The organism is Pseudomonas sp. JAI115, from assembly GCF_014200835.1.
Taxonomy (GTDB): domain Bacteria; phylum Pseudomonadota; class Gammaproteobacteria; order Pseudomonadales; family Pseudomonadaceae; genus Aquipseudomonas; species Aquipseudomonas putida_A.
This window is the reverse complement of sequence record NZ_JACHCY010000016.1, coordinates 91,096-116,499: the sequence shown is the minus strand read 5'-3', so window position 1 is coordinate 116,499 and position 25,404 is coordinate 91,096. Positions and strand designations below refer to the sequence as shown.

The window sequence follows — 25,404 nt, the reverse complement described above, 5'->3', positions numbered from 1 at the left end:
GGAGTCCTTAGCGCGTGCCGCCGGTTTGTTTGAGGAAGTTGGCAAACAGTTCATGGCCCTGCTCGGTCAGGATCGACTCAGGGTGGAACTGTACGCCCTCAATGTTCAGGGTCTTGTGCCGCAGGCCCATGATTTCGTCGACCGAGCCGTCGTCGTGCTGGGTCCACGCGGTCAGCTCCAGGCACTCGGGCAAAGTATCGTGCTTGACGATCAGCGAGTGGTAGCGGGTAACCGTCAGCGGATGGTTCAGACCGGCGAAAACGCCCTTGTCCTCATGGAATACCGGGCTAGTCTTACCGTGCATCACCTGACGGGCACGCACGACATCGCCGCCGAACGCTTGGCCAATCGATTGATGGCCGAGGCAGACGCCGAGGATCGGCAGTTTGCCGGCGAAATGCTTGATGGCTTCGATGGAAATGCCGGCTTCGGTCGGCGTGCACGGGCCTGGCGAGACCACGATGCGCTCGGGGTTGAGCGCTTCGATTTCGGCGACGGTCAGTTCGTCGTTGCGCACGACTTTGACCTCGGCACCCAGCTCGCCGAGGTACTGCACAACGTTGTAAGTAAAGGAGTCGTAGTTGTCGATCATCAGCAACATGGCGTTTCGAACCTCTTGAATTCTGACTTGAAGACAGCCTTCGAATGACTTGCCCGCAGGGCGCTGCACGATGTCGGACGCGCAGGTGGCGTCGGCACAGCGGCATTTCAAACGGGTAAGGAAGGCAAAGCGATACAGATCCGGCCGGGCCGGCAGAAAAGATTCAGGCGCGCCAACGCCAACGGGCGTGTGCCTTGATGACTTGATCCAGAAGTTTGCTGACGATCAACACGGGGAAGGTCTCGTTCATACGTTCCGGCACAGTAACTTAGCTGGACGGAGCGTGCAATATGGCGGGGCTGACGGGGGACAAAACTAAGGGAGGCTTCGCGACCGATGGCAAAACGCCGGGAGTTTTTGGTACTGTCGTTTCGTTCACCTACAACAATAAATAAACGGACTTGCTCATGATCAAACAGACGTTGTTTGTACCGCTCGCCGGTTGCCTGCTCGCCATGGCTTGCGCCCAGGCGTACGCAGCACCCGCGCCCTATTCGAACTTCATCGTGTTCGGCGATAGCTTGAACGACGCCGGAACCTTCAGGGACAGCGGCGGCCCGGCCGGCGCCACGCAGCGCTACACCAACCGCACCGGCCCGCTGTACAAGGACGGCACCGGGGAAAACCGCGACCTCAACGCCACCCAGATCATCGGCGGCAAACTGGGTTTCAGCCCCGACCAGACCGCCTCCTCATCCTCGGCCGTGCGTGCCGGCGAAGGTCTGGCCGATGGCAACAACTGGGCGGTGGGCGGTTACCGTACCGACCAGATTCTCGACTCGATCACCACCCAGTCCGCCACCGGCGAACGCACTCGCAGCGGTTACCTGCCGTCGAACGGTTTCCGTGCCGACCCGAACGCGCTGTATTACCTGTCGGGGGGCGGCAACGATTTCCTTCAAGGCCGCGTACTCAGTCTCGATCAGGCCAGCGCCGCAGCCGATCGCCTGGCCGACAGCGCCCGCACGCTGCAAGGCGCCGGCGCCAAATACATCATGGTCTGGCTGCTGCCGGACATCGGCCTGACCCCAGCCATCAACGGCTCGCCGCTGCAGGGTTTCACCTCGCAGCTCAGCGCCCAGTTCAACACCGAGCTGGTCAGGCAGTTGCAGGGCATCAACGCCGAAATCATCCCGCTGAACATCCCGGTGCTGCTCAAAGAAGCCTTCGCCAACCCGGCGCAGTTCGGCCTCGCGACCGACCAGAACCTGACGGCCACTTGTTTCAGCGGCAATAGTTGCACCGAGAACGCCCGATACGGCATCAACAGCGCCACGCCGGATCCGACCAAGCTGATCTACAACGACGCAGTGCACCCGACCGAAGCCGGCCAGCGGTTGATTGCCGACTACGCCTATTCGCTGCTGGCCGCCCCTTGGGAGCTGACCCTGCTGCCGGAAATGGCCCAGGGTTCGTTGCGCGCGCATCAGGATGAACTGCGCAATCAATGGCTGGCCGATTGGGAAAACTGGCAAGCCGTGGGCCAATGGCGCGCCATCGTTGCCGGCGGCGGTCAACATCAGGATTTCGACAGCCAGCACAGTGCGGCCAGTGCCGATGGCAACGGGTATAACCTGAACATCGGCGGCAGCTATCGCGTCAACGAAGCCTGGCGTGTCGGCTTGGCCGCAGGTTTCTATCACCAGAAACTCGAAGCCGGCGACGCCGACTCGGAATACAAACTCAACTCCTACATGGGCACCGCGTTCGCCCAGTATCAGCAAAACCGCTGGTGGGGCGATCTGGCGATGACCGCCGGCAAACTCGACTACGACAGCCTCAAGCGTAAATTCCAGCTTGGGGTCAACGAGCGCGGAGAGAAAGGCGATACCGACGGTTACGTGCTGGCGATCAGCGGCCGCCTCGGCTACGACATCGCGCAGCAGGCCAGCAGCCCGTGGCACCTGTCGCCGTTCGTCAGTGCCGACTTTGGCAAGACCGAAGTCGATGGCTACTCGGAAAAAGGCGCTGACTCCACGGCGCTGACTTTTGACGACCAGTCGCGCAACTCGCGGCGTCTGGGCGTGGGTATCCAGGGCAAGTACCAGATCACCGCGCAGACCGAAGTGTTCGGCGAGTTCGCCCACGAGCGTGAGTACAACGACGACCGCCAGGATCTGACCATCAACCTCAACAGCCTGCCGAACAACCGCTTCACGCTCGAAGGCTACGAGCCGCAGACCAACCTCAATCGCCTGAACCTGGGCGTGAGCCACAAGCTCACGCAGGATCTGGCGTTGCGCGCCAGCTACAACGTGCGCAAGGATGATGACTTTACCCAGCAGGGGGTGAACGTCGGGGTCAGCCTTGATTTCTGATCTACTGGCATAAAAAACGCGGCACCCTCACAGGCGCCGCGTTTTTTTATGGCTGAACACAATCAAATGTAGGAGTGAGCCTGCTCGCGATGGCGGTGAAACAGTCAACATTAAGGAGAATGTCAGACCAAAATCGCGAGCAGGCTCACTCCTACAGGGTTTTGCGTGGATCAGGCGTCCGGGGTTTGCTCGGCCAATGCCACGGCGCGGAACATCGCGCGACGCTTGTTCAGGGTTTCTTCCCACTCCAGCGCCGGCACCGAGTCGGCAACAATACCGCCACCGGCCTGCACGTGCAGTTCGCCGTTCTTGATCACCGCGGTACGAATCGCAATCGCGGTGTCCATGTTGCCGTTCCAGGCGAAGTAACCGACCGCACCGCCATACACGCCACGCTTGACCGGTTCCAGCTCGTCGATGATTTCCATCGCACGGATCTTCGGCGCGCCGGACAAGGTGCCCGCCGGCAGAATCGCCCGCAGAGCGTCCATCGCGGTCAGCCCGGCCTTCAACTGGCCGGTGACGTTGGAGACGATGTGCATCACGTTGGAATAACGCTCGATGACCATTTTCTCGGTGAGCTTCACCGAACCGATTTCCGAAACCCGGCCAGTGTCGTTACGACCCAGATCGATCAGCATCAAGTGCTCGGCAATCTCCTTGTCGTCCGACAGCAGGTCTTCTTCCAGCGCCAGATCCGCTTCTTCGGTGGCGCCACGCGGGCGCGTACCAGCAATCGGGCGCACGGTGATCAGGTTGTCTTCGACCCGCACCAGCACTTCCGGCGAACTGCCGACGACGTGGAAGTCGCCGAAGTTGAAGAAGTACATGTACGGCGTCGGGTTGAAGCAACGCAGGGCGCGATACAGATCGATTGGCGCAGCCTTGAAGTCGATCGACATGCGCTGCGACGGCACCACTTGCATGCAGTCACCGGCAAGGATGTATTCCTTGATGGTGTCGACGGCTTTTTCGTAATCGTCCTGAGTAAAACTGGAGCGGAACAGAGGATCAGCCGCTTGTTGCTTGCTGAAATCCAGGCCACGGCGCGGGGTGATCGGCTGGCGCAGTTTCTCCAGCAGTGCCTGCAATTGCGCCTGCCCCTGCTCGTAAGCATCGGCTTGCGCCGGGTCGGCCAGAACAATCGCGTGCATCTTGCCGGCGAGGTTGTCGAACACCACCACCGCATCGGAAACCATCAGCAGAATGTCCGGCACGCCCAGTGGGTCCGGGTTCGGGCATTTGCCCAGACGCTTCTCAACATAGCGCACGCAGTCGTAACCGAAGTAGCCGACCAGCCCCCCATTGAAACGCGGCAGACCGGCGATGGTCGGCACGTTGTAGCGGGCCTTGAAGGTTTCGACGAAGGCCAGCGGGTCTTCGACGTCATGGCTTTCGGTCTCGACGCCATCGACGGTGATGCTCACGTGATGGTCGTGCACCCGCAGCACGGTGCGGCACGGCAGGCCGATGATCGAATAACGGCCCCATTTCTCGCCACCCTGCACCGATTCGAGCAGGTAGGAGTTTGGCTGGTCGGCCAGTTTCAGGTAGATCGACAGCGGGGTGTCGAAGTCGGCCAGGGTTTCGCAGGCCAACGGAATGCGGTTGTAGCCGTCAGCGGCCAGGCGCAGGAATTCTTCGCGGATCATGGGGTGCCTCGTGGTGTGAGGGGCAAATCAGTCAGGTGTGCAAACGCGCCGGCAAGCCGGCCAGGAACCAGTCAGGCGCGCCAACGCCAGCGGGCCAGGGCCTTGATGACTTTCATCCAGAGTTTGCGGGTGACCACCACGATGGCGTTTCCAGAATGGGATTGAGCAGCGTCGGGCAACGTTATCTCAGCGGCTGTACCGAGGCAACCGGGAATTAGCTTGCGCAGATCGTCGATCACCAGTGCCGGGGATTCCTCGGCAATCGGTCGACCGTGGTTGTAGCCGTAGCTCAGCGCCACGCACTTGACCCCCGCCGCTTTCGCCGCCAGCACGTCGCTGCGCGAGTCGCCGACGAACAGCGATTGCGAGGCAGGAATGTTGGCCATCTTCATCACGAAGAATAGCGCGGCCGGGTCGGGTTTCTTTTGCGGCAGGGTGTCGCCGCCGATGATCCACTTGAAGTAGCGGCCGATCTTCATCTGATCCAGCAGCGGCGCGACAAAACGCTCCGGTTTGTTGGTGATCAATGCCATGGCCACGCCCTGTTTGTGCAGCCATTTGAGAGTGTCGCGTACGCCGGGATAGACCACGGTCAACTCGTGGCTCGCGCCATAGGCTTCCATGAATACTTCCAGCGCGTGCTCGGCCTCTACGTCATCCACCGCCGAATGATCGATGCCACCGGCCAGCGCCCGGCGCACCAGCACCGGTGCGCCATTGCCGACCCACTCGCGCACCGCCTCGATACCGGCAGGCTTGCGGCCGAGGGAGAGCAGCATGGTGTCCACCGCCGCCGCCAGGTCGGGAACCGAGTCGATCAACGTGCCATCCAGATCGAACATCACCAACCGTGGCAGCTGCCCCGGGAACAGCTGCTCAAAACCGCTCATGGGCGCGCCAGCGCCAGTTCGGAACGCATCTTGTCGATGACTTCCTGATAGTTCGGTGCATTGAAGATCGCCGAACCGGCCACAAAGGTGTCAGCGCCAGCGGCCGCGATTTCACGGATGTTGTTGACGTTGACGCCGCCGTCGATTTCCAGACGGATGTCACGCCCCGAGGCATCGATGATCGCCCGCGCTTCGCGCAGTTTGTCGAGGGTGCCAGGAATGAACTTCTGCCCGCCGAAGCCAGGGTTGACGCTCATCAGCAAGACCATGTCGACCTTGTCGATCACGTACTTGAGCACGTCCAGCGGGGTCGCCGGGTTGAACACCAGGCCGGATTTGCAGCCGCCTTCACGGATCAGTTGCAGCGAACGATCGACGTGCAGCGTGGCTTCCGGGTGGAAGGTGATGTAGGTCGCGCCGGCCTCGATAAAGTCGCCAACGATGCGATCCACCGGGCTGACCATCAGGTGCGCATCGATCGGCGCGGTGATGCCGTACTTGCGCAGTGCCGCGCAGACCATCGGGCCGATAGTCAGGTTCGGCACGTAGTGGTTGTCCATGACATCGAAGTGGACGAAGTCGGCACCGGCGGCCAGAACATTGTCCACTTCTTCGCCGAGGCGGGCGAAGTCGGCGGAGAGAATCGACGGAGCAATTACGAAGGGCTGCATGACGCACCTTTTCTGAGCTAAATCACGATGGCGCGCATTGTATACCTCAAGTTTCCGTGCGCGCACCGTGACCGCGATGATCAGTACGCCGCTCGGTAGATCTTCTCGATATCCGCAGCGCTGAGCTTGCGCGGGTTGTTGCGCATCAGACGCTCGATTCCCGCGGCCTCCACGGCCATGGCCGGGATCGCCTCCTCGGGTACACCGAAACTGCGCAGCCCGGCCGGAATTTCCACCGCAGCGCACAGGTCGGTCATCGCCTGCACGGCTTTGTCCGCCGCCTCGGTGGCGCTCAGATGCGCGGTCTTCACCCCCATGGCTTCGGCGATATCCTGCATGCGCTCGACGCAGGCCATCTTGTTCCAGGTCATGACGTACGGCAGCAACAAGGCGTTACTGACGCCATGGGCGATGTTGAAGCGCCCGCCCAACGGATAGGCCAACGCATGCACCGCGCCGACTCCGGCATTGCCGAACGCCATCCCGGCCATCAGGCTGGCGGTGGCCATGTCCTCACGGGCCTGCAGATTGGCGCCATTGGCGTAGGCCTTGGGCAGCGACCGGGCAATCAACCTGATTGCGCCGAGCGCCAGCGAGTCGGTGATCGGCGAGGCGTTGACCGACAGATAGGATTCGATGGCATGCACCAGCGCATCTACGCCACTGGCGGCGGTGACGCTGCGCGGGCAGGTCAGGGTCATCTGCGGGCTGACCAGCGCCACGTCCGGCAACAGGTAATCGCTGACGATGCCTTTCTTCAGTTGCGCAACCTTGTCGGAAAGGATGGCGACGTTGGTCACTTCCGAGCCGGTGCCGGCGGTGGTCGGGATGGCGATCAGCGGCGGACCTTTGCGTGGCACCTGATCGACGCCGAACAGGTCTTCCAGCGCGCCGTGGTATCCGGCATACGCGGCGACACTCTTGGCGATGTCGATGGCACTGCCGCCACCGAGACCGATCAAGCCGTCATGCCCACCCTCGCGATACACGCGCATGCAATCTTCGACGATGGCGATTTCCGGGTCCGGCAGCACCCGATCAAAAATCTCGTACTCGCGCCCGCCCAATTGGCACAGCGCCAGCTCCACGGTGCCGGACTTGACCAGCGCGGCGTCGGTGACAATCAGCGGGTTGTCGATATCGAGGCGGGTGAGTTCGGCGGCCAGTTGCTCGATGGCCCCGGCGCCGGTGATCAGTTTGTGAGCGATTTTGAACTGGGACAGACTCATCGTGCGCAGCCTCTTATAGATGTGGGAGCTGAGCACAAGCGTAGTTGAGGGTTTCGGGTTGTCTGGTATTCAGTTGGTGAATAATCAGGAGCAAAAGCCCCTCACCCTAACCCTCTCCCGTAGGGAGAGGGGACTGACCGAGCTGCACTCTCGAAGTCCATCGACGTGCAATACCGAGTCGAACTCAGATTCTGAACAGCATGAAGATCTGCCCCCTTTCCCCCTCGCCCCCTTGGGGGAGAGGGCTGGGGTGAGGGGTGGCTTTTGATCTGGGCGTCAGACCTGCGCGGTACGCAGTTTTTCGCTGCGACCACGCAGCCATTCCAGGGTCAGCAGCAGAATGACGGAAAAAGCGATCAGCAAGGTTGCCGCCGCCGCAATCGTCGGGCTGAGGTTCTCGCGGATCCCGCTGAACATCTGCCGTGGCAGAGTCGCTTGCTCGGGGCCGGCGAGGAACAGCGTCACTACCACCTCATCGAACGACGTCGCGAAGGCAAAAAGCGCCCCGGAAATCACCCCCGGTGCAATCAGCGGCAAGGTCACCCGGCGGAACGCCGTCAGTGGCGATGCACCAAGACTCGCCGCAGCGCGTACCAGATTGTGGTTGAACCCCTGCAACGTCGCCGACACGGTGATGATCACGAACGGCACACCGAGCACCGCGTGCACCACGATCAACGAGAAGAAGCTGTTGCCCAGCCCCAGCGGCGCGAAGAACAGATAACTCGCCACACCAATGATCACCACCGGCACCACCATCGGCGAAATCACCAGCGCCATCACCAGGGATTTGCCGGGGAAGTCGCCACGGGTCAGGCCGATCGCGGCCAGGGTTCCGAAGACCATCGCCAGCACCGTGGCCGCGGGGGCGACGATGATGCTGTTCTTCAGAGAACGCATCCATTCCGCCGAGGCGAAGAAGTCCTGATACCAGTGCAGGGAAAAGCCCTGTAGCGGATACACCAGGAAACTGCCCGAGTTGAACGACAGCGGCACGATGACCAGCACCGGCAGAATCAGGAACAGCAGGATCAGGCCGCAGAGGATCCGCAAGCTGTAGAACCACACCCGTTCGATGGGCGACATGTAAGGACTCAGCATTTCAAATTCCCCTTAGCTCAGACGCAGGCGACTGGCGCCCACCAGCCAGCTGTAGATCAGATAAAGCACCACGGTCGCCAGCAGCAACAGGCCGCCCAGTGCAGTGGCCATGCCCCAGTTGATGCTGGTGTTGGTGTAGAACGCGACGAAGTAACTGACCATCTGATCGTTCGGGCTGCCGAGCAGCGCCGGGGTGATGTAGTAGCCGATGGCGAGGATGAACACCAACAGGCAACCGGCACCGACGCCGGCATAAGTCTGCGGGAAATACACCCGCCAGAAACTGGCGAACGGATGGCAGCCCAGCGAGATGGCGGCGCGCATGTAGGTCGGCGAGATGCCTTTCATCACGCTGTAGATCGGCAGGATCATGAACGGCAGCAGGATGTGCACCATCGAGATGTAGACCCCGGTGCGGTTGAACACCAGCTCCAGCGGCTTATCAATGATGCCCATCGCCATCAGTGCGCTGTTGATCAGCCCGCCCGATTGCAGCAACACGATCCACGCCGCGACCCGCACCAGAATCGAGGTCCAGAACGGCAACAGCACCAGAATCATCAGCAGGTTGCTCTGCCGCGATGGCAGGTTGGCCAGCAGGTAAGCCAATGGATAAGCGAGGAACAGGCAGATCACGGTGATGACCAGGCCCATCCAGAACGTGCGGGCGAAGATGTCGAGGTAGATCGCCTGATCCGGGGTGGCCGGGGCCAGTTCGCCGAGATCATCGATACGGTGATCCACCGCCGCCAGCAGGTAGTAAGGCGTGATGCTGCTGGTGTTGCGTTTGACCGCTTGCCAGTAGGCCGGATCGCCCCAACGCTCATCGAGCGCTTCGAGGGCTTCTTTATAGGAGGCCGGTTCGCTGGCGAAGGGCAGCGCCCGGGCGGTTTTGGTCAGCAGGCTGCGATAGCCGGCCAACTCCATGTTCAAGCGCTTGGACAGATCGCCCAAGGTCTGGTTTTTGCGGGCTTCGGCGAGGTCTTCGCCGGCCGCTTTGTACACCGGTTCAGCCGGCAGGCCGCGGCCGTCCCAACTGGCGATGGCCGCCACGGTGCGTGGCATGCCGCCGACCACTTCCGGATTGCCGACGCTTTTGTAGAGCAGCGCCACGATCGGCACCAGGAACACCAGCAACAGAAACAGCACCAGCGGCGCAATCAACGCCTGGGCCTTCCAGCGGTTGACCCGCTCGGCGCGCTTGAGCTTCTGCTTCAAGGTGGGGCTGGCGCCCTCGTTCAGGGGAACGGCGATGGCCATGACGTACTCCGCAAATCTTTGATCGTTACAGAGGTGGCGAACCACCTCTGTTGTGTTGAAACACAGCTACCTGTGGGAGCGAGCCTGCTCGCGAAGAGGCCAGCACATTCAACATCTATGCTGGTTGATCTACCGCTTTCGCGAGCAGGCTCGCTCCCACAGGGGTAGGCAAGCCCACCATCACCAGGCCTTGCTTATTTCGCAGCCCAGGAATTGAAGCGCTGTTCCAGTTGCTCGCCGTTATCAGCCCAGAAGCTGACGTCGATCTGCACCTGGTTGGCGATGTTTTCCGGGGTGGTCGGCATGTCTTTCAGCACGTCCTTGCTCAGCAGGGGTACGGCTTGGGTATTGGCCGGGCCGTAGGCGATGTTTTCCGAGTAGGTCTTCTGTTGCTGCGGCTGAACCGAGTAGGCGATGAATTTCTTCGCCGCTTCGGCGCGCTTGGCGTCCAGACCTTTCGGGATGGCCCACGCATCGAAGTCGTAGATGCCGCCGTTCCACACCACTTTCAGGTTGGATTCTTTCTGCACGGCGGCGATGCGTCCGTTGTAGGCCGAGCTCATGACCACGTCACCGGAAGCAAGGTATTGCGGCGGTTGTGCACCGGCCTCCCACCACTGAATGCTTGGCTTGAGTTCATCGAGTTTCTTGAACGCGCGATCCTGCCCACCCTTGCTCGCCAGCTCTTTATAAACGTCCTTCGGTGCAACACCGTCGGCCATCAGCGCGAATTCCAGGGTGTACTTGGCGCCTTTGCGCAGGCCACGCTTGCCCGGGAATTTCTTGGTGTCCCAGAAATCGGCCCAACTGGTTGGCGCGGTTTTCAGCTTGTCGGCGTTGTACGCGAGCACGGTCGACCAGACGAAGAAGCCCACGCCGCACGGCTGAATCGCACCTTTGACGTAGTCTTCGGTCTTGCCGAACAGGGCCGGGTCGAGTTGTTCGAACATGTCTTCATCGCAACCACGGGACAGCTCTGGCGATTCGACTTCCACCAGATCCCACGACACGCTCTTGGTGTCGACCATAGCTTTGACCTTGGCCATTTCGCCGTTGTACTCACCGGCAACGATCTTGCCGTTGCCCGCCGCTTCCCACGGTGCGTAGAAGGCTTTGACTTGCGCCGCCTTGTTCGCCCCGCCAAACGACACCACAGTCAGATCGGGACCGGCGGCCATAGCGCTGGCCGCACCCATCAGGCCCAGGGTCAGGGCGGTGAACTTCAGGGATCTCAACATTTATTGTTCTCTCCACGTGCAGGGTTGGTGTTGGTATTGCCGGGGCGCTTAGTGCGCCTCTAGAAGAGGATCGAGTGCGCGAACGTGCTCGACCTGCCAGCCAAGCGGAACCACGTCGCCGACCGCGAGCGCTGGATCGAGCTCGGCAATCGGCTGTTTCACGAAGAAGTCGGTCTTGCCGCAGACTTCCAGGCGCACCCGGACGTGGTCGCCCAGATAGATGAATTCCGCCACCCTCCCCGAGAAGCGGTTGACGCATTGGTCGCTCGAACCGTTGAGGCTGACGCGCTCCGGGCGGATCGACAGGGTCACCGGCTCGCCGGTCTGGCCGACGTTGACCGCCAGCGCCTCGACCTTCTCGCCCCGACCCAACTCGACTACGCAACGCTCGCCGCTCTGGCTGAGCAGACGGCCGTTGAGGCGGTTGTTCTCGCCGATGAAGTTGGCGACGAAGGTGTTTTTCGGTTCTTCGTAAAGCGTGCGCGGCGGGGCGATCTGCTGGATCTCGCCCTGATGAAACACGGCGACGCGGTCGGACATGGTCAGGGCTTCACCCTGGTCGTGGGTCACATAGACCACGGTCACGCCGAGGCGCTGGTGCAGGTGTTTGATCTCCATCTGCATGTGTTCGCGCAGTTGCTTGTCGAGTGCGCCCAGCGGTTCGTCCATCAGCACCAGTTGCGGTTCGAACACCAGCGCCCGGGCCAGCGCTACACGCTGCTGCTGACCGCCGGAGAGTTGTGCCGGATAACGCGAAGCGAAGGCGTCGAGCTGGACCATGCTCAGGACTTTCTTGACCTTGTCGCTGACGTCGCTCTTGTTCAGGCCACGTACGGTCAGCGGGAAGGCCAGATTCTCGGCCACGGTCATGTGCGGGAACAGCGCGTAGTTCTGGAACACCATGCCGATGTCGCGCTTGTGCGGCGGCACGTTGTTGATTGCACGGCCGGCCAGGAGGATTTCGCCAGCGGTCGGGGTTTCGAACCCGGCGAGCATCATCAGGCTGGTGGTCTTGCCCGAGCCGGACGGCCCGAGCAGGGTCAGGAACTCGCCTTTGCGAATGTCCAGGTTGAGGTCTTTGACGATCAGGTTCTCGCCGTCGTAGCTCTTCTGCACTCCACGAAAGCTGACCAGCACGTCACTGGCCCCTGCGTTTGAATCGACCTGGCTCATACCCACACCTTTGTTATTGGTAACTGCTGTGGATTAAGCCTAGTGGCTGGCGCCAGCCACGCAAATCGGGGCGCAGGAGAGAATCGCCTCAGCCGGATGGAAGGTTGGGGGTAGGGATTGCCCTACAAGGATGGCGCGTTTTGGCAAACGAGCTACGAGCACCAAGCGGCAAGCCACGAGAACAAGCAAAAGCGGTTGTCGCTAATGGATATGCTCGCAATTTCGGGCGCTATGAAGATCCCCTGTAGGAGTGAGCCTGCTCGCGATAGCGGTGGCTCAGTCACTGAAGTATTGCCTGACAGACCGCTATCGCGAGCAGGCTCACTCCTACAGTTTTAACTGCGGTGATCTTTAGAGGAGTTTGTGCTCCATCGCGTATTTCACCAGTTCGGCCAGCGAGGTGATATTGAGCTTCTGCATCAGTCGCGCCTTGTGGGTGCTGATGGTCTTGCTGCTCAGCGCCAGTTGCTGGGCGATGTCGTTGACGTTGGCGCCTTGGGCCAGGCGCTCGAACACCGAGAACTCACGCTCGGACAGCAGCGAATGCAACGGACGCGTGTCGGTCAGGCCGACTTCGAAGACCATGCGGTCGGCCAGTTCCGGGTCGATGTAGCGCCCGCCGGCCGCCACTTTGCGAATCGCCGTCAGCAATAGCGCCGGATCGCTGTCCTTGGTCGCGTAGCCCGCGGCGCCGACCTTCAGCGCACGGGCGGCCATTTGGGCCTCGTCGTGCATCGACAGCACCAGAATCGCCGGTGGATTGTTCAGCGCGCGAATCCGCGGAATCGCCTCCAACCCATTGACGCCAGGCATCGAGATGTCCAGCAACACCACTTCACACGGCACGCTGCGTAGGGTTTCGAGGAGCTGCTCGCCATTGCTCGCCTCCCCCACCACTTGCAGGTCCTTGGCCAGGCCGATCAATTGCTTGATGCCTTCACGGACGATGGTATGGTCTTCGGCTACCAATACACGGATCACGTTCTTCTCCATTATTCTTATTCAGCGCCAAGGTCATTCGCGAGCAGGCTCGCTCCCACAGGGAAGTGCATTCCAATGTGGGAGCGAGCCTGCTCGCGATAGCGTCAGCTCAAACACCACAACCTTCAAACCTCATTCACCGGCACCCACACATTCAGACTGGTGCCCTCCCCCGGCTCACTCTCAAGCAACAAGCGTCCGCCCATGATCAGCACCCGCTCGCGCATACCGACCAAACCAAAGGACGTCGGCCGATCCGCCGCAGCGACAAAGCCTACGCCATCGTCGCTGACCGTCAGACACAACTCGTCGCCTTCCAGCGCCAGTGTCAGCTCCACAGTATGCGCCTGAGCATGGCGCATGACGTTGGTCAGCGCCTCCTGCAGGATGCGGAACAGCCCGATCGCCTTGGCATCGCTGAGCGCCGGCAGATTGTCCGGCACCTGCACCAGACACGGAATCTGCGTACGCGCCTCGAAGCGCCGCGCCTGCCACTCGATCGCTGAAGCAATCCCGGCATCGAGAATCGGCGGGCGCAACGCCGTCGCCACATCACGCACCAGCTGGAACAACTGGGCGATCAGGCGTTTCATGCTGTTCAAGCGCTCGTGCAGCCCCGGGTCGAGCTGCGCATAGGCCAGTTCGCACATCGATGTTTCCAGCTTCAGCACCGTGAGCATCTGCCCCAGCTCATCGTGCACTTCTCGGGCGATGCGTGCCTTTTCTTCTTCGCGCACGCTTTCCAGGTGCGCCGACAATTCGCGCAGTTGCTCACGGGAGGCGGCGAGCTCCAGCTCGATGCGCTTGCTTTCGCTGATGTCCCAGACGATGCCGTCCCAGACATAGGCGCCATCCTCCAGCTGTCGGGTGATTGCCTTGATCTCGGCCCAGCGCTGCTCGCCCTGACGGGTGAGGATGCGACCCTGCCACGACCAGTCACTGTCAGTGTCCAGCGCCTGATCCTGGGTCTGGTGGTAACTGGCCCTGTCGTCCGGATGCACCAGACTGCGCAAGCCCATGTCGCGGTGGGCGATGGCGGCCGGGGCGTAGCCGACCAGACTCTCGCTGCCCTCGCTGATGTAGGCGAAATCGATCTGACCGGTCACCGGCGCCCGCTCCAGGCGGAACACCAGCCCCGGAACGTTGGCGGCGATGCCTTGCAGGCGCGCTTCACTTTCCTGCAACGCGGCCAGGGCGCGGCGACGCTCGGTGACGTCGGTGAGATAAACCACCAGATACTCGCTGTCGCGAAAGCGCAGAAAGCTCAACGAAACGTCCGCCGGCAGGACGCTGCCATCAGCGCGTACGCAGCTGGTTTCAAAACTCAAGGGCCCCTCTTCACTGGCCCGCGCGCGTTTCCACAAGTTGAGCCAGCGGTCCATGTGCAGACCGGGTTCGAAGTCGATCAGCGGCCGCTCGATCACCGCGCCCTGTGGATAACCGAGCATGTGTTCCGCCGCGCGGTTGGCATAGCGCACATGGCTGTCCCAGTTGACCCAGAGAATGCCAACGGTACTTTGGTCGATGGAAAACTGGGTCAGGCGCAAGGCTTCTTCGCTGGCCGCGCGCAGGGCAATGTCTTCCCGGGCGGCCAGCAGGCGCTGTTCGAGGCTGTGTTGCTGGCGTCGTTGCCAGATGATGATGGCCGCACAACTGAGCAGCAACACCGCAAACAACAGGCTGAGGTTCTGCCAGAACCCCGGCGATTCCGTCAGCCGTGGGTACTTGGGTTGCAGCCACTGGTTGTGCAGGCGCTCCAGATCCTTGGCCGGGATTGCCCGCAAGGCGCTTTCGATGATCCCGGCCAATTGCGGCCAGTCGCGCCGCGTGGCAACCCGCAACAGCTGCGGCAAACCGATATCGCCGACCACCACCAACCCGGCGAACTCAGGTTCGGCGGACAACCGCCCGAGTTGCGCTTCATCTATCACGGCGTAGGACGCTTGTTGAGTCAACAACAGTTGCAGCGCCTGACGCTCCAGCGGCACGCCTTGCAGATTCAGGTGCGGATAATTGCTGCGCAAATAATCGGCGGTGACGCTGGGCATGCGCACCGCGACGCGGGACAGGCTGTCGAGCTTTTCCAGCTCGACCACGCCGCCGCTCTTCTGGTCGCTGACCACCAGTTGCGGCACACGCATGTAAGGATCGGAAAACAGCCACAGGCGCAGCGCACCCGGGGTCTGGGTCAGGCCCGGGGCGATGTCGATTTCGCCTTCGCGGGCGGCGTCTTCCAGTTGCGCCAGGTCCTGAAAATTGCGCCAGCTCAGCTCGACGTTCAGCGTCTTGGCCAGCGCTTTCATCAATTCGACATTAGCCCCGGACAGTCGCTGCAAGCGCCGGTCGTATTGCGCGTACGGCGCCTGCGATACCAGGCCAACACGCAGCTCACGGTGCTGCGCCAGCCATTGCTGCTCGCCGGGCGTCAACAGCGCTGCATGCGCCGCCGGCGCAGACGCCGCCCAGCCCATCAAGGGAAAACACAACCAGCCGATAACCCACAGGCAGCAAAAACGCATCATTGAAGTCTCTTGCACTGACAAATTCTGACCAACCCATTAGGCTGCCGGGATACTTTTCTGGCCTGGAATAACCGATGCCCTCTGTCTACCGCCTGGCAATGCCAGCATTGTGCCTGTCGCTGATCCTGCCTTGTGCGTTTTCCGTCGAAGCCGCCGATCCGGCGCCCGCCTCCACCGCCGAGCAACCGGCCGCCGAAAAACCGGCCGAACGCCAGCCACTGCTTGAGCGTAGTCAGGAAGAAGCCGCAGCACTGGAACGCAAAGTCCCGGCACAAGAACAGCAGCAATTGCAGGCCGGCGCCGATACTTTCCTCGCCCTGTGGAAACCGGCCAACACTGCCGAGCCCAAAGGTGCGGTGATTATCGTCCCCGGCGCCGGCGAAACCGCTGACTGGCCGCAAGTGATCGGCCCACTGCGCAGCAAATTGCCCGATGTCGAGTGGAGCAGCCTGAGTATCACCCTGCCGGATCTGCAAAGCGATGTCATCGCACCGCGGGTGATTGCGCCCGCCGCCGCGCCGAAAGCCCCGGAAAGTGGCAGCAAGGATTCCACCACTGCGCAACCGATCGAACAGGCGGCGGGCGGTGAAGCGGAAGTGGCGGATCAGGTGGTCGCCGAAACGACTGAAGAACAATCCAAGGCTGATGCCGAACGGATCTTTGCGCGGATCGATGCGGCGATCGCCTACGCCGAGCAGCAAAGCGCACGCCGGGTCGTGGTCCTCGGTCACGGTACGGGCGCGTACTGGGCAGCGCGCTTTCTCAGCGAGCGGCAGAGTTCCCAGGTCGAGAAACTGGTGATGGTCGATGCGCAAACGCCGAGCAAGGCCAAGCCACAATTGGCCGAGCTGACACCGACCCTGAAGTTGCCGACCGCCGACATTTTCTACATGGACAAGGCGCTGGATCGCAACGCGGCGCTGGAGCGCATGCAGGCCAGCAAGCGCTTGAAGACTTCGACCTTCAGCCAAGTGGCGCTCAAGGCGTTACCGGATAAAAAGGCTGAGCAGGAACAAATGTTCCGGCGGGTGCGTGGCTGGTTGAATCCGCAGAAGACTGACTGATAGACCGAGTCGCCCCATTCGCGAGCAGGCTCGCTCCCACATTTGAATGCATTCCATCTGTAGGAATGCGATCAGTGTGGGAGCGAGCCTGCTCGCGAAGAGGCCCTCATCAACAACTAACTTCTAACGATCAGCGAAAATCCCGCCGCGCCCGAATCAGGGTAAACGCGTTGTGCAGCTCGCGGGTTTTCTCGGTCGCGTCACGCACCTGCTCCGGCGTCGCGCCGCTGCCGGCGATCTTGTCCGGGTGATGACGACTGAGCAGCCGGCGATAGGCGCGCTTGATCTGCGCCGGCTCGCTGGTCGCCGACACCCCGAGCAGGCGCATCGCTTCCTGATAACTCACCGCGGCACTGACAATCGGCCGTTTATTGGGCTCGTAATCATTGGCCAGCGCCTGAATCTGGTGGGTTGTCCAACCCAGCCACTTGCCCCACTGCGCCAACAATTCACGCTCACTGACGCCCGCACGACCGTCGGCCCAGACCATCCGCCAGCAGGCGCGCAACACGCCCTCGGCGGCATGCGGCTGAGCACCCAGGCGGCGCAGATAACCGCGCAGGCGGTCGCCGCCGGCCTTGCCGCGATTGAACGCAGCAATCGCCCGTCGCCGTGCCGGTTCGCTCATTTCCAGGGCGTTCATTTCATGGCGCGCCTGCTGGATATGGCCGTCCGTCACTCGCCCGTCACTCTTGGCCAGACGCCCGAGCAACACGAACAGCAATTCGTCGTTGCGCAACATCGGCCGTCCGCCGAGTTTTTCCCGCAAGTGCCCCCAGCTTTGCAGGTGCAGGCGCCGATCCAGCGCCTGTCCCAACAATGCCCCAAGCATGGCCCCCGGAATGCTGGCAATCGCAAAACCCGCTCCGGCTCCAATCAGAGTCCCTGGCCACAACATATCAACGACTCGCTTCTATCAATGCTTCAGCTTCGGCCAGACGCTCATGCGTACCGACATCCACCCAGTGACCTTTCAGACGCTCACCGCTGACCTGTCCGTCAGCCATGGCGTTGCGCAGCAGTGGTGCGAGCTTGAATGCGCCGTCCGTGCAGCCATCGAACAACTGCGGATGCAGGACAGCGATGCCGCTGTAGGTCAGGGTTTGCGCACCCGGCTGAGCATCGCTCACCCGGCCGTCAGTCAGGATGAAATCGCCCGCCGGATGATGAGCCGGGTTGTCCGCCAGTACGAGATGCGCCAGACCATTGATCGGTTGATGCAGCACGCTGAAGTCGTAATCGGTCCAGATGTCACCGTTGACCACCAGAAACGCATCGTCACCGAGCAGCGGCAAGGCGCGGAAAATCCCGCCGCCGGTTTCCAGCGGCTCACCTTCCGGCGAGTACTGGATGCTCACGCCGAACTGCGAACCGTCGCCCAGGTAATCTTCGATCTGCTGACCGAGCCAGGCATGGTTGATCACGATTTCACTGAAACCGGCTGCCGCCAGTGCGCGCAGGTGATATTCGATCAACGGTACGCCACCGGCACGCACCAGCGGCTTGGGGGTGGTCAGGGTCAGCGGGCGCATGCGCTCGCCCTTGCCTGCCGCCAGAATCATCGCCTTCATGCAGTCGCTCCGCCACGCAGACTGGCGAGCAACGCCTGCAGATCCGCCAGTTCAGGACGACGCGCAAGCACCGCTTCTATATAGGCGAAGAAACGCGGCACGTCGGCCAGGTAGCGCGGCTTGCCATCGCGATGGCAGATGCGGGCGAAGATGCCGATGACTTTCAGGTGGCGTTGTACGCCCATCAGGTCGCTGGCGCGCAGGAAGTCTTCGAAATCCGCTTGCACCGGGATGTCCAGCGCCGAGGCTTGCTGCCAGTAGCTTTCCAGCCAGCCACGCACGCGTTCTTCAGGCCAGCTGAGGAAAGCGTCCTTGAACAGGCAGGTGACGTCGTAGGTGACCGGGCCGTAGACCGCATCCTGAAAGTCCAGTACGCCCGGATTCGGCTCGCTGAGCATCAGATTGCGCGGCATGTAGTCGCGGTGCACCAGCACTTTCGGCTGGGCCAGGGCGCTGTCGATCAGCAGATCGCTGACGGCTTGCCATTGTTGCTGCTGTGCCGCGTCGAACTCGATGCCGAGTTCGCGCTTTACGTACCACTCGGGGAACAGTTCCAGCTCGCGGCGCAGCAGTGCCACGTCGTAACTCGGCAGCGGTGCGACCATCGGCAATTGCTGAAAAGCCAACAGCGCCTGCAGGGCATCGCTGAACAAAGCGTCGGCATTTTCGCTGTCGATTACGTCCAGATAGGTCTTGTTGCCCAGGTCATTGAGCAAAAGAAATCCGCGTTCGAGGTCTTCTGCATAAATTTTCGGCACGTTAATTCCGGATTTCGCCAGCAAAAAGGCGATATCCACGAACGGTTTGCAGTTTTCCTGGGGCGGTGGCGCGTCCATCACGACGAAACTGCGACCCGCGCCTTCCCAACGGAAATACCGGCGGAAACTCGCGTCGCTGCTGGCCGCGGTCAACGTGGCCGGGGGCACGGCGCCCCAGCCCTGATCTGCAAACAGGATTGCCAACTGCTCATCGAGCCAAACTTTCAGGTGTTGCAAGCGTACATCTTGGTCAGGCATTGCAAGGGTCTCCGACGGCGCTAGCCGTCAAGCGGGTCATGCTTTATTATCCAGCATCTTTTTCAGACCATCGAGAGGCGTGCGGCCCACACCGCGGGCAGATGGCACGCAGGAAGCCCGGACTAATAAGATGGCATTGAAATCCCCCGCGTTTCGTAAAAAATTTCCGTTGTTGGTAACCGGCAGTCTGCTGGCTATGCAACCTCTGGCCAGTCAATTCGTTGTTGCCGCCGAGCAGTATGACTGCGCCGTCTCGGCAACGGGTGGCTGGGCGTGTGCGCCCAAGACGCCGGCAGCTGCATTGCCGCCGCGTCCGGTGCATGACGGCAGCGCTGTCAGCGCCGCCGGCGAAGCCCCGACCCAGAACGGTTCCACATCCGACACCGGCGCCAAGCCTGTGCTGGTCACCGAAGCCAAAGGCCGCGGCCTGAAATCCCGTAGCGAAGACTACAGTCACCTCGACTGGGTTCCGCGCGAGAAGCTCACCGCCGCCCAATTGGCCGAGACCGGTCCTTACTGCTCTGGTTCCTATATCGAACCAATTCGTCCTGGCATGAATGACAAGACGAATAAAAGTGACGCACCGACCTTTATTGGCGCCAAGGCCTCGCGCTACAACACCGAAGATCAGGTGGGTACGCTGGCCGGCGACGTGGTCCTGCGTCAGGGCAGCATGCAGGTCGAGTCCGACGAGGCCAGCCTGTATCAGGCCGAGAGCCGCGCCGAACTCAATGGCGACGTGCGCATTCGCGACAACGGCGCACTGATCGTCGGCGACCACGCCGATGTGCAGCTCGACACCGGTGAAGCCAAGGTCGACAACGCCGAATACGTGATGCACAAATCGCGCATCCGCGGTAACGCGCTGTACGCCAAGCGTGCCGAAAACGCGATCATTCGCTTGAAGGACGGCACGTACACCACGTGCGAACCGAACAGCAACGCCTGGCAGCTCAAGGGCAACAACATCACCCTGAACCCTGCCACCGGCTTCGGTACCGCGACCAACGTGACACTGCGGGTCAAGGACATTCCGATCCTGTACACGCCGTACATCTACTTCCCGATCGACGATCGTCGTCAATCGGGCTTCCTGCCGCCGACCATCGGCACCGGCAGCGATACCGGCTTCATGCTGGTGACCCCGTACTACTTCAACCTGGCGCCGAACTACGATGCCACGTTGTACCCGCGTTACATGAGCAAGCGCGGCATGCTGGTCGAAGGCGAGTTCCGTTACCTGACCAAGTCCAGCGAAGGCCAGTTTGGTGCGGCGTATCTGAACGACGAAGATACCGATCGCAGCAAGCAGTCCGATTACGAAAAAAATCGCTACATGTACAACTGGCAGCACAAGGGCGGTCTCGACTCCCGTGTGATGACTCAGGTCGACTACACCAAGATCAGCGATCCGTATTACTTCCAGGACCTGACCACAGATCAGATCGGCGTGAAGAGCGCTGACTTCGTGAACCAGCAGGGTCTGGTTTCCTATCGTGGCGACTCGTATACCGCCACGTTGAACGCTCAGCAGTATCAACTCGCGACCGTTTCGAACATCACGCCTTACGGCCGTCTGCCGCAGATCACTTTCAACGGGCAACTGCCGTATCACCCGGAAGGTTTGAACTTCGATTACGAGACCGAGCTTGTTCGCTTTGATCGTGATCTGCAAAATGGCAAATTCACCAACGAAGACGGTACGATCGATGATCGTCTCGACACCAATGTTCAAGGCTTGGCGCGAGCCAACGGCGACCGCCTGAATCTGAAACCTGGTGTCAGTCTGCCGATGAACTGGACCTATGGTTTCCTGAAGCCATCGCTCAAGTATCAGTACACCCAATACCAGCTGGATTTGGACAGTATTGGCAAAGGCCAGATCGCCAATCAAACCGCCGAGCAGAACAAACTCAACGGCACCTTCGACAGCAACCAGAGCCGTGGCGTACCGATCGCCAGCGTCGACAGCGGCCTGTACTTCGACCGCAACACGTCGTACTTCGGCAAGAACTATCGCCAGACTCTGGAACCGCGTCTGTTCTACCTGTATGTACCCAAGGTTGATCAGGAAGACATTCCGGTATTCGACACCAGCGAATACACCTTCAACTACGCGTCGCTGTTCCGTGACAACCGCTTCTCCGGCTCCGACCGCGTCGGCGACGAGAACAAGCTGTCGCTGGGTGTGACCAGCCGCTGGATCGAAGACGACGGTTTCGAGCGTCAGCGCATCAGCGTCGGCCAGGCTTACTACTTCAAGGATCGTGAAGTACAACTGCCAGGCATCGCGTTCAACGATCGTAAAGATGCCCAGTCCGACGTATCACCGTACGCTCTGGAATACGAATATCGCTGGAACCGTGACTGGCGCACCACGGCCGACTACAACTGGGACCCGGACAGCCGCAGCCCGCGTTCCGGCAGCGCGATGTTCCATTACCAGCCTGAAGACAACCCGAACAAGGTGGTCAACGTCGGTTATCGCTATCGCAACGACCAGGTTCGTTACGACCAGAACACCGGTAAATGGTCGGTGGGTGGTGGCGACTACGGCACCCCGGGCCAGCCTGGCTACGTGAAGGACTACTACAAGATCCAGCAGCATGACTTCTCGGTCATCTGGCCGATCGTTCCACAGTGGAGCGCGATCAGCCGCTGGCAGTACGACTACAACCGCAACCGTACGCTGGAAGCCTTCGGTGGTTTCGAATACGACAACTGCTGCTGGAAACTGCGCCTGATCAATCGTTACTGGGTCAGCTATGACGAATTCAGTCAGAACGCCCCGGAAAACGAAAAAGGCGACCACGGCGTCTTCCTCCAAATTGTTCTGAAGGGACTCGGCGGCCTGACTGGCGCCAAGGTAGAGAGCTTCCTCGACAAAGGCATCCAAGGTTATCGTCAACGTGAAGACCAAGCTTTCTGATTCTCTGCGCCCGCTGCTGCTGGGCGCGCTGTTCCTGGGTACTGCGGCCAACGCCGCAGTACAGTCCATCGATAAAGTGGTCGCGATCGTTGATAACGACGTGGTCATGCAGAGCCAACTGGACCAGCGCGTCCACGAAGTTCAGCAGACCATCGCCAAGCGTGGCGGCGGCATGCCGCCTCCGGGCGTGCTGGATCAGCAGGTGCTCGAGCGCCTGATCGTCGAAAACCTGCAACTGCAGATCGGCGAGCGTTCCGGCATCCGCATTACCGATGAAGAGCTGAACCAGGCGGTCGGCACCATTGCCCAGCGCAACAACATGACCGTGGATCAATTCCGCGCCGCCCTGGCACACGACGGTTTGTCCTATGACGACGCCCGTGACCAGATCAAGCGCGAGATGATCATCAGCCGTGTGCGTCAGCGCCGTGTGGCAGAGCGCATCCAGGTCTCCGAGCAGGAAGTGAAGAACTTCCTCGCCTCCGACCTGGGCAAGATGCAACTGTCCGAAGAACTGCACCTGGCCAACATCCTGATCCCGACGCCGGAAAGCGCCAACTCTGATGCAATTCAGAGCGCTTACCGTCAGGCGATGGACGTTTACCAGAAGCTCAAGCAAGGCGCCGACTTCGGTCAGATGGCCGTTGCCAAATCCGGCAGCGACAACGCCCTGGAAGGCGGCGACATGGGCTGGCGTAAAGCTGCGCAACTGCCACCGCCGTTCGACCGCGAGTTGAGCAGCATGGCGGTTGGCGACATCACTCAGCCTGCACGCACTCCGGGTGGTTTCATCATCCTCAAGTTGCTGGCCAAACGTGGTGGCGAAGCGCAGATGCGTGATGAGGTGCATGTGCGCCACATCCTGGTCAAGCCAAGCCCGATCCGTGACGAAGCCAAGACCAAGGCCCTGGTACAGTCGCTGTATGATCGCATCCTGGCCGGTGAAGACTTCGCTGAACTGGCGAAGAACTACTCCGAAGACCCGGGTTCGGCGCTCAACGGTGGCGACCTGAACTGGATCGACCCGAACGCGCTGGTACCGGAATTCCGCGAAGTGATGGCCAAGACCCCACAAGGTCAGCTGTCCAAGCCGTTCCAGACCCAGTACGGCTGGCACGTACTGGAAGTCCTTGGCCGCCGCGCCACCGACAGCACCGAGTCGGCTCGCGAGCAACAGGCAATGAATGTTCTGCGTAACAAAAAATACGATGAAGAGCTGCAAAACTGGCTGCGTCAGATTCGTGAAGAAGCCTACGTAGAAATCAAACTCCCTGGTGCAGACCAGGCAGCGCAGTGAAACCCAAGCGTTTCGCGCTGACACCCGGCGAACCAGCCGGCATCGGTCCCGACCTGTGCCTGCTGCTCGCCTCGCAAGCCCAGCCACACCCCCTGATTGCCATCACCAGCCGCGACCTGCTCACCGAGCGGGCCGCGCAGCTGGGGCTGGCCGTCACTTTGCTGGAAGTGGCACCCGGTCAATGGCCGGATGCGCCAGCAGCGGCCGGCAGCCTGTACGTCTGGGACACCCCGCTGAGCGCTCCCGTGGTTGCCGGGCAACTGGACAAGGCCAACGCTGCCTTCGTTCTGGAAACCCTGACCCGCGCCGGCAACGGCTGCCTGAACGGCGACTTCGCCGGGATGATCACCGCCCCTGTACATAAAGGCGTGATCAATGAATCCGGCATCCCGTTCTCCGGTCACACAGAGTTTCTCGCTGACCTGACCCATACCGCCCAAGTGGTGATGATGCTGGCTACTCGCGGTTTGCGCGTGGCACTGGTCACCACCCACCTGCCCCTGCGCGAGATTGCCGATGCAATTACGCCGGAGCGGCTGGAACGGGTCACGCGGATTCTGCACGCCGACCTGCAAGACAAATTCGGCATCGCCCGGCCACGTATCCTGGTCTGCGGACTCAACCCGCACGCCGGCGAAGGTGGACACCTGGGCCATGAAGAAATCGACATCATAGAACCGACATTAGAGCGCCTGCGCGGCGAGGGCATGGACCTTCGTGGCCCGCTGCCTGCCGACACTCTGTTTACCCCCAAATATCTGGAGCACTGCGACGCAGTGCTGGCGATGTACCACGACCAGGGTCTGCCCGTGCTGAAGTACAAAGGCTTCGGCGCCGCAGTCAACATTACCCTTGGCCTGCCGATCATCCGCACCTCGGTCGATCACGGCACCGCCCTGGATCTGGCCGGTAGCGGCAAGATCGACACCGGCAGCCTGCAGGTCGCCCTGGAAACCGCCTACCAGATGGCCGAGACCCGTTTATGACCGAGCAATACCAACACAAGGCGCGCAAACGCTTTGGCCAGAACTTCTTGCACGACGCCGGCGTCATCGACCGCATCCTGCGCTCCATCAGTGCCAAATCCGGCGACCGCATGCTGGAAATCGGCCCGGGCCAGGGCGCGCTGACCGCTGGCCTGCTCAACTCCGGTGCGCAGCTCGACGTGGTGGAACTGGACAAGGACCTGATCCCGATCCTCAACCAGCAGTTTGCCGGCAAGAGCAACTTCAACCTGCATCAGGGCGATGCGCTGAAGTTCGACTTCAACACCCTCAACGCTGCGCCGAACAGCCTGCGTGTGGTCGGCAACCTGCCGTACAACATCTCAACGCCGCTGATTTTCCACCTGCTGAACAACGCCGGCATCATTCGCGACATGCACTTCATGCTGCAGAAGGAAGTGGTCGAGCGCCTGGCCGCAGGCCCGGGTGGCGGGGACTGGGGTCGTCTGTCAATCATGGTTCAGTATCACTGCCGTGTGGAACACCTGTTCAACGTCGGCCCGGGCGCGTTCAACCCGCCGCCGAAGGTCGACTCGGCCATCGTCCGCCTGGTGCCGCATGCGGTACTGCCGCACCCGGCCAAGGATCATCGCCTGCTCGAGCGTGTCGTTCGCGAAGCCTTCAACCAGCGTCGCAAGACCCTGCGCAACACCCTCAAGCAATTGATGACCGCTGCCGAGATCGAAGCCGCCGGTGTCGATGGCAGCCTGCGCCCCGAGCAACTGGACCTGGCCGCATTCGTGCGCCTGGCCGACAAGCTTAGCGAGCAAGCCCCCGCCTCCACCGCCGACTGACCGGCGATGAACGCTATCGGGCAGGCCGCCACTCTGGTTTACTGCCCGATACTTGCCTAGACTGATTCCCCATCAGCTACGCCTCGCGTTCCG

20 protein-coding genes are annotated in these 25,404 nt (G+C 61.3%); 6 read left to right on the top strand and 14 right to left on the bottom strand.

The window, feature by feature from the left end; all coding sequences use genetic code 11:
- Positions 1-7: 7 nt before the first annotated feature.
- Positions 8-601: an aminodeoxychorismate/anthranilate synthase component II gene (locus tag HDC30_RS25020; RefSeq protein WP_047596412.1), complete on the bottom strand. Its 594-nt coding sequence runs from the start codon at positions 599-601 to the stop codon at positions 8-10.
- Positions 602-1,008: 407 nt separating this feature from the next.
- Here HDC30_RS25020 and estP point away from each other — a divergent pair, with 407 nt between their 5' ends.
- On the top strand, positions 1,009-2,919 hold the full coding sequence (gene estP, locus HDC30_RS25015; RefSeq protein WP_183785578.1) for an esterase EstP: 1,911 nt from the start codon (positions 1,009-1,011) through the stop codon (positions 2,917-2,919).
- A 170-nt stretch (positions 2,920-3,089) separates the two neighbouring features.
- On the opposite strand, the gene trpE is transcribed toward estP, so the two are convergent.
- From trpE to HDC30_RS24965, 10 genes are all read right to left on the bottom strand, one after another.
- Positions 3,090-4,571: an anthranilate synthase component I gene (gene trpE, locus HDC30_RS25010; RefSeq protein WP_183785576.1), complete on the bottom strand. Its 1,482-nt coding sequence runs from the start codon at positions 4,569-4,571 to the stop codon at positions 3,090-3,092.
- 71 nt (positions 4,572-4,642) lie between these two features.
- Positions 4,643-5,461 carry a phosphoglycolate phosphatase gene (locus tag HDC30_RS25005; protein WP_095137402.1) on the bottom strand — a complete coding sequence of 273 codons (819 nt, stop codon included), beginning with the start codon at positions 5,459-5,461 and terminating at the stop codon, positions 4,643-4,645.
- Positions 5,458-6,132 (bottom strand): ribulose-phosphate 3-epimerase, encoded by a 675-nt coding sequence (gene rpe, locus HDC30_RS25000; protein ID WP_003228808.1) that lies wholly within the window; start codon positions 6,130-6,132, stop codon positions 5,458-5,460. Before rpe ends, HDC30_RS25005 begins: the two co-directional genes overlap by 4 nt.
- Positions 6,133-6,212: 80 nt before the next feature.
- A complete protein-coding gene (locus HDC30_RS24995; RefSeq protein WP_096796646.1) occupies positions 6,213-7,361 on the bottom strand; it encodes an iron-containing alcohol dehydrogenase in 1,149 nt (382 codons plus the stop codon).
- A gap of 276 nt (positions 7,362-7,637) precedes the next feature.
- Positions 7,638-8,462 (bottom strand): ABC transporter permease, encoded by an 825-nt coding sequence (locus tag HDC30_RS24990; protein ID WP_102356220.1) that lies wholly within the window; start codon positions 8,460-8,462, stop codon positions 7,638-7,640.
- A gap of 12 nt (positions 8,463-8,474) precedes the next feature.
- Positions 8,475-9,722 (bottom strand): ABC transporter permease, encoded by a 1,248-nt coding sequence (locus tag HDC30_RS24985; protein WP_150370215.1) that lies wholly within the window; start codon positions 9,720-9,722, stop codon positions 8,475-8,477.
- A gap of 194 nt (positions 9,723-9,916) precedes the next feature.
- Positions 9,917-10,960 carry an ABC transporter substrate-binding protein gene (locus tag HDC30_RS24980; protein ID WP_027610727.1) on the bottom strand — a complete coding sequence of 348 codons (1,044 nt, stop codon included), beginning with the start codon at positions 10,958-10,960 and terminating at the stop codon, positions 9,917-9,919.
- A 48-nt stretch (positions 10,961-11,008) separates the two neighbouring features.
- Positions 11,009-12,133: an ABC transporter ATP-binding protein gene (locus tag HDC30_RS24975; protein WP_007966453.1), complete on the bottom strand. Its 1,125-nt coding sequence runs from the start codon at positions 12,131-12,133 to the stop codon at positions 11,009-11,011.
- 351 nt (positions 12,134-12,484) lie between these two features.
- Positions 12,485-13,126, bottom strand: coding sequence for a response regulator transcription factor (locus tag HDC30_RS24970; protein ID WP_177327384.1), 642 nt, complete (start codon positions 13,124-13,126; stop codon positions 12,485-12,487).
- 113 nt (positions 13,127-13,239) lie between these two features.
- Positions 13,240-15,636, bottom strand: a complete 2,397-nt coding sequence (locus HDC30_RS24965; protein WP_183785574.1) for a PAS domain S-box protein — start codon at positions 15,634-15,636, stop codon at positions 13,240-13,242.
- A gap of 74 nt (positions 15,637-15,710) precedes the next feature.
- Between HDC30_RS24965 and HDC30_RS24960 the strand changes: the two genes are divergently transcribed.
- Entirely contained in the window at positions 15,711-16,700 is a 990-nt protein-coding gene (locus tag HDC30_RS24960) for an alpha/beta hydrolase family protein (RefSeq protein ID WP_027610725.1), read from the top strand.
- A 130-nt stretch (positions 16,701-16,830) separates the two neighbouring features.
- Here the strand turns inward: HDC30_RS24960 and HDC30_RS24955 are convergent, their stop codons facing one another.
- The 3 genes from HDC30_RS24955 to HDC30_RS24945 are packed head-to-tail and all read right to left on the bottom strand — an operon-like array spanning position 16,831 to position 19,287.
- A complete protein-coding gene (locus HDC30_RS24955; protein ID WP_183785572.1) occupies positions 16,831-17,598 on the bottom strand; it encodes a TerB family tellurite resistance protein in 768 nt (255 codons plus the stop codon).
- A 1-nt stretch (position 17,599) separates the two neighbouring features.
- On the bottom strand, positions 17,600-18,271 hold the full coding sequence (gene murU, locus HDC30_RS24950) for an N-acetylmuramate alpha-1-phosphate uridylyltransferase MurU (RefSeq protein WP_183785570.1): 672 nt from the start codon (positions 18,269-18,271) through the stop codon (positions 17,600-17,602).
- Positions 18,268-19,287, bottom strand: coding sequence for an aminoglycoside phosphotransferase family protein (locus tag HDC30_RS24945; RefSeq protein ID WP_097089139.1), 1,020 nt, complete (start codon positions 19,285-19,287; stop codon positions 18,268-18,270). The genes murU and HDC30_RS24945 overlap by 4 nt, the downstream gene beginning before the upstream one ends.
- Before the next feature lie 130 nt (positions 19,288-19,417).
- Between HDC30_RS24945 and HDC30_RS24940 the strand changes: the two genes are divergently transcribed.
- Genes HDC30_RS24940 through rsmA form a run of 4 tightly spaced genes read left to right on the top strand, consistent with a single transcriptional unit; the run spans position 19,418 to position 25,311 of the window.
- Complete coding sequence (locus HDC30_RS24940) at positions 19,418-22,216, top strand: LPS-assembly protein LptD (RefSeq protein WP_150370212.1); 2,799 nt, start codon at positions 19,418-19,420, stop codon at positions 22,214-22,216.
- Complete coding sequence (gene surA / locus HDC30_RS24935) at positions 22,197-23,513, top strand: peptidylprolyl isomerase SurA (protein WP_183785569.1); 1,317 nt, start codon at positions 22,197-22,199, stop codon at positions 23,511-23,513. The genes HDC30_RS24940 and surA overlap by 20 nt, the downstream gene beginning before the upstream one ends.
- Positions 23,510-24,499, top strand: a complete 990-nt coding sequence (gene pdxA / locus HDC30_RS24930; protein ID WP_183785567.1) for a 4-hydroxythreonine-4-phosphate dehydrogenase PdxA — start codon at positions 23,510-23,512, stop codon at positions 24,497-24,499. The genes surA and pdxA overlap by 4 nt, the downstream gene beginning before the upstream one ends.
- On the top strand, positions 24,496-25,311 hold the full coding sequence (gene rsmA / locus HDC30_RS24925) for a 16S rRNA (adenine(1518)-N(6)/adenine(1519)-N(6))-dimethyltransferase RsmA (RefSeq protein WP_103368683.1): 816 nt from the start codon (positions 24,496-24,498) through the stop codon (positions 25,309-25,311). Before pdxA ends, rsmA begins: the two co-directional genes overlap by 4 nt.
- Positions 25,312-25,404: the final 93 nt, after the last annotated feature.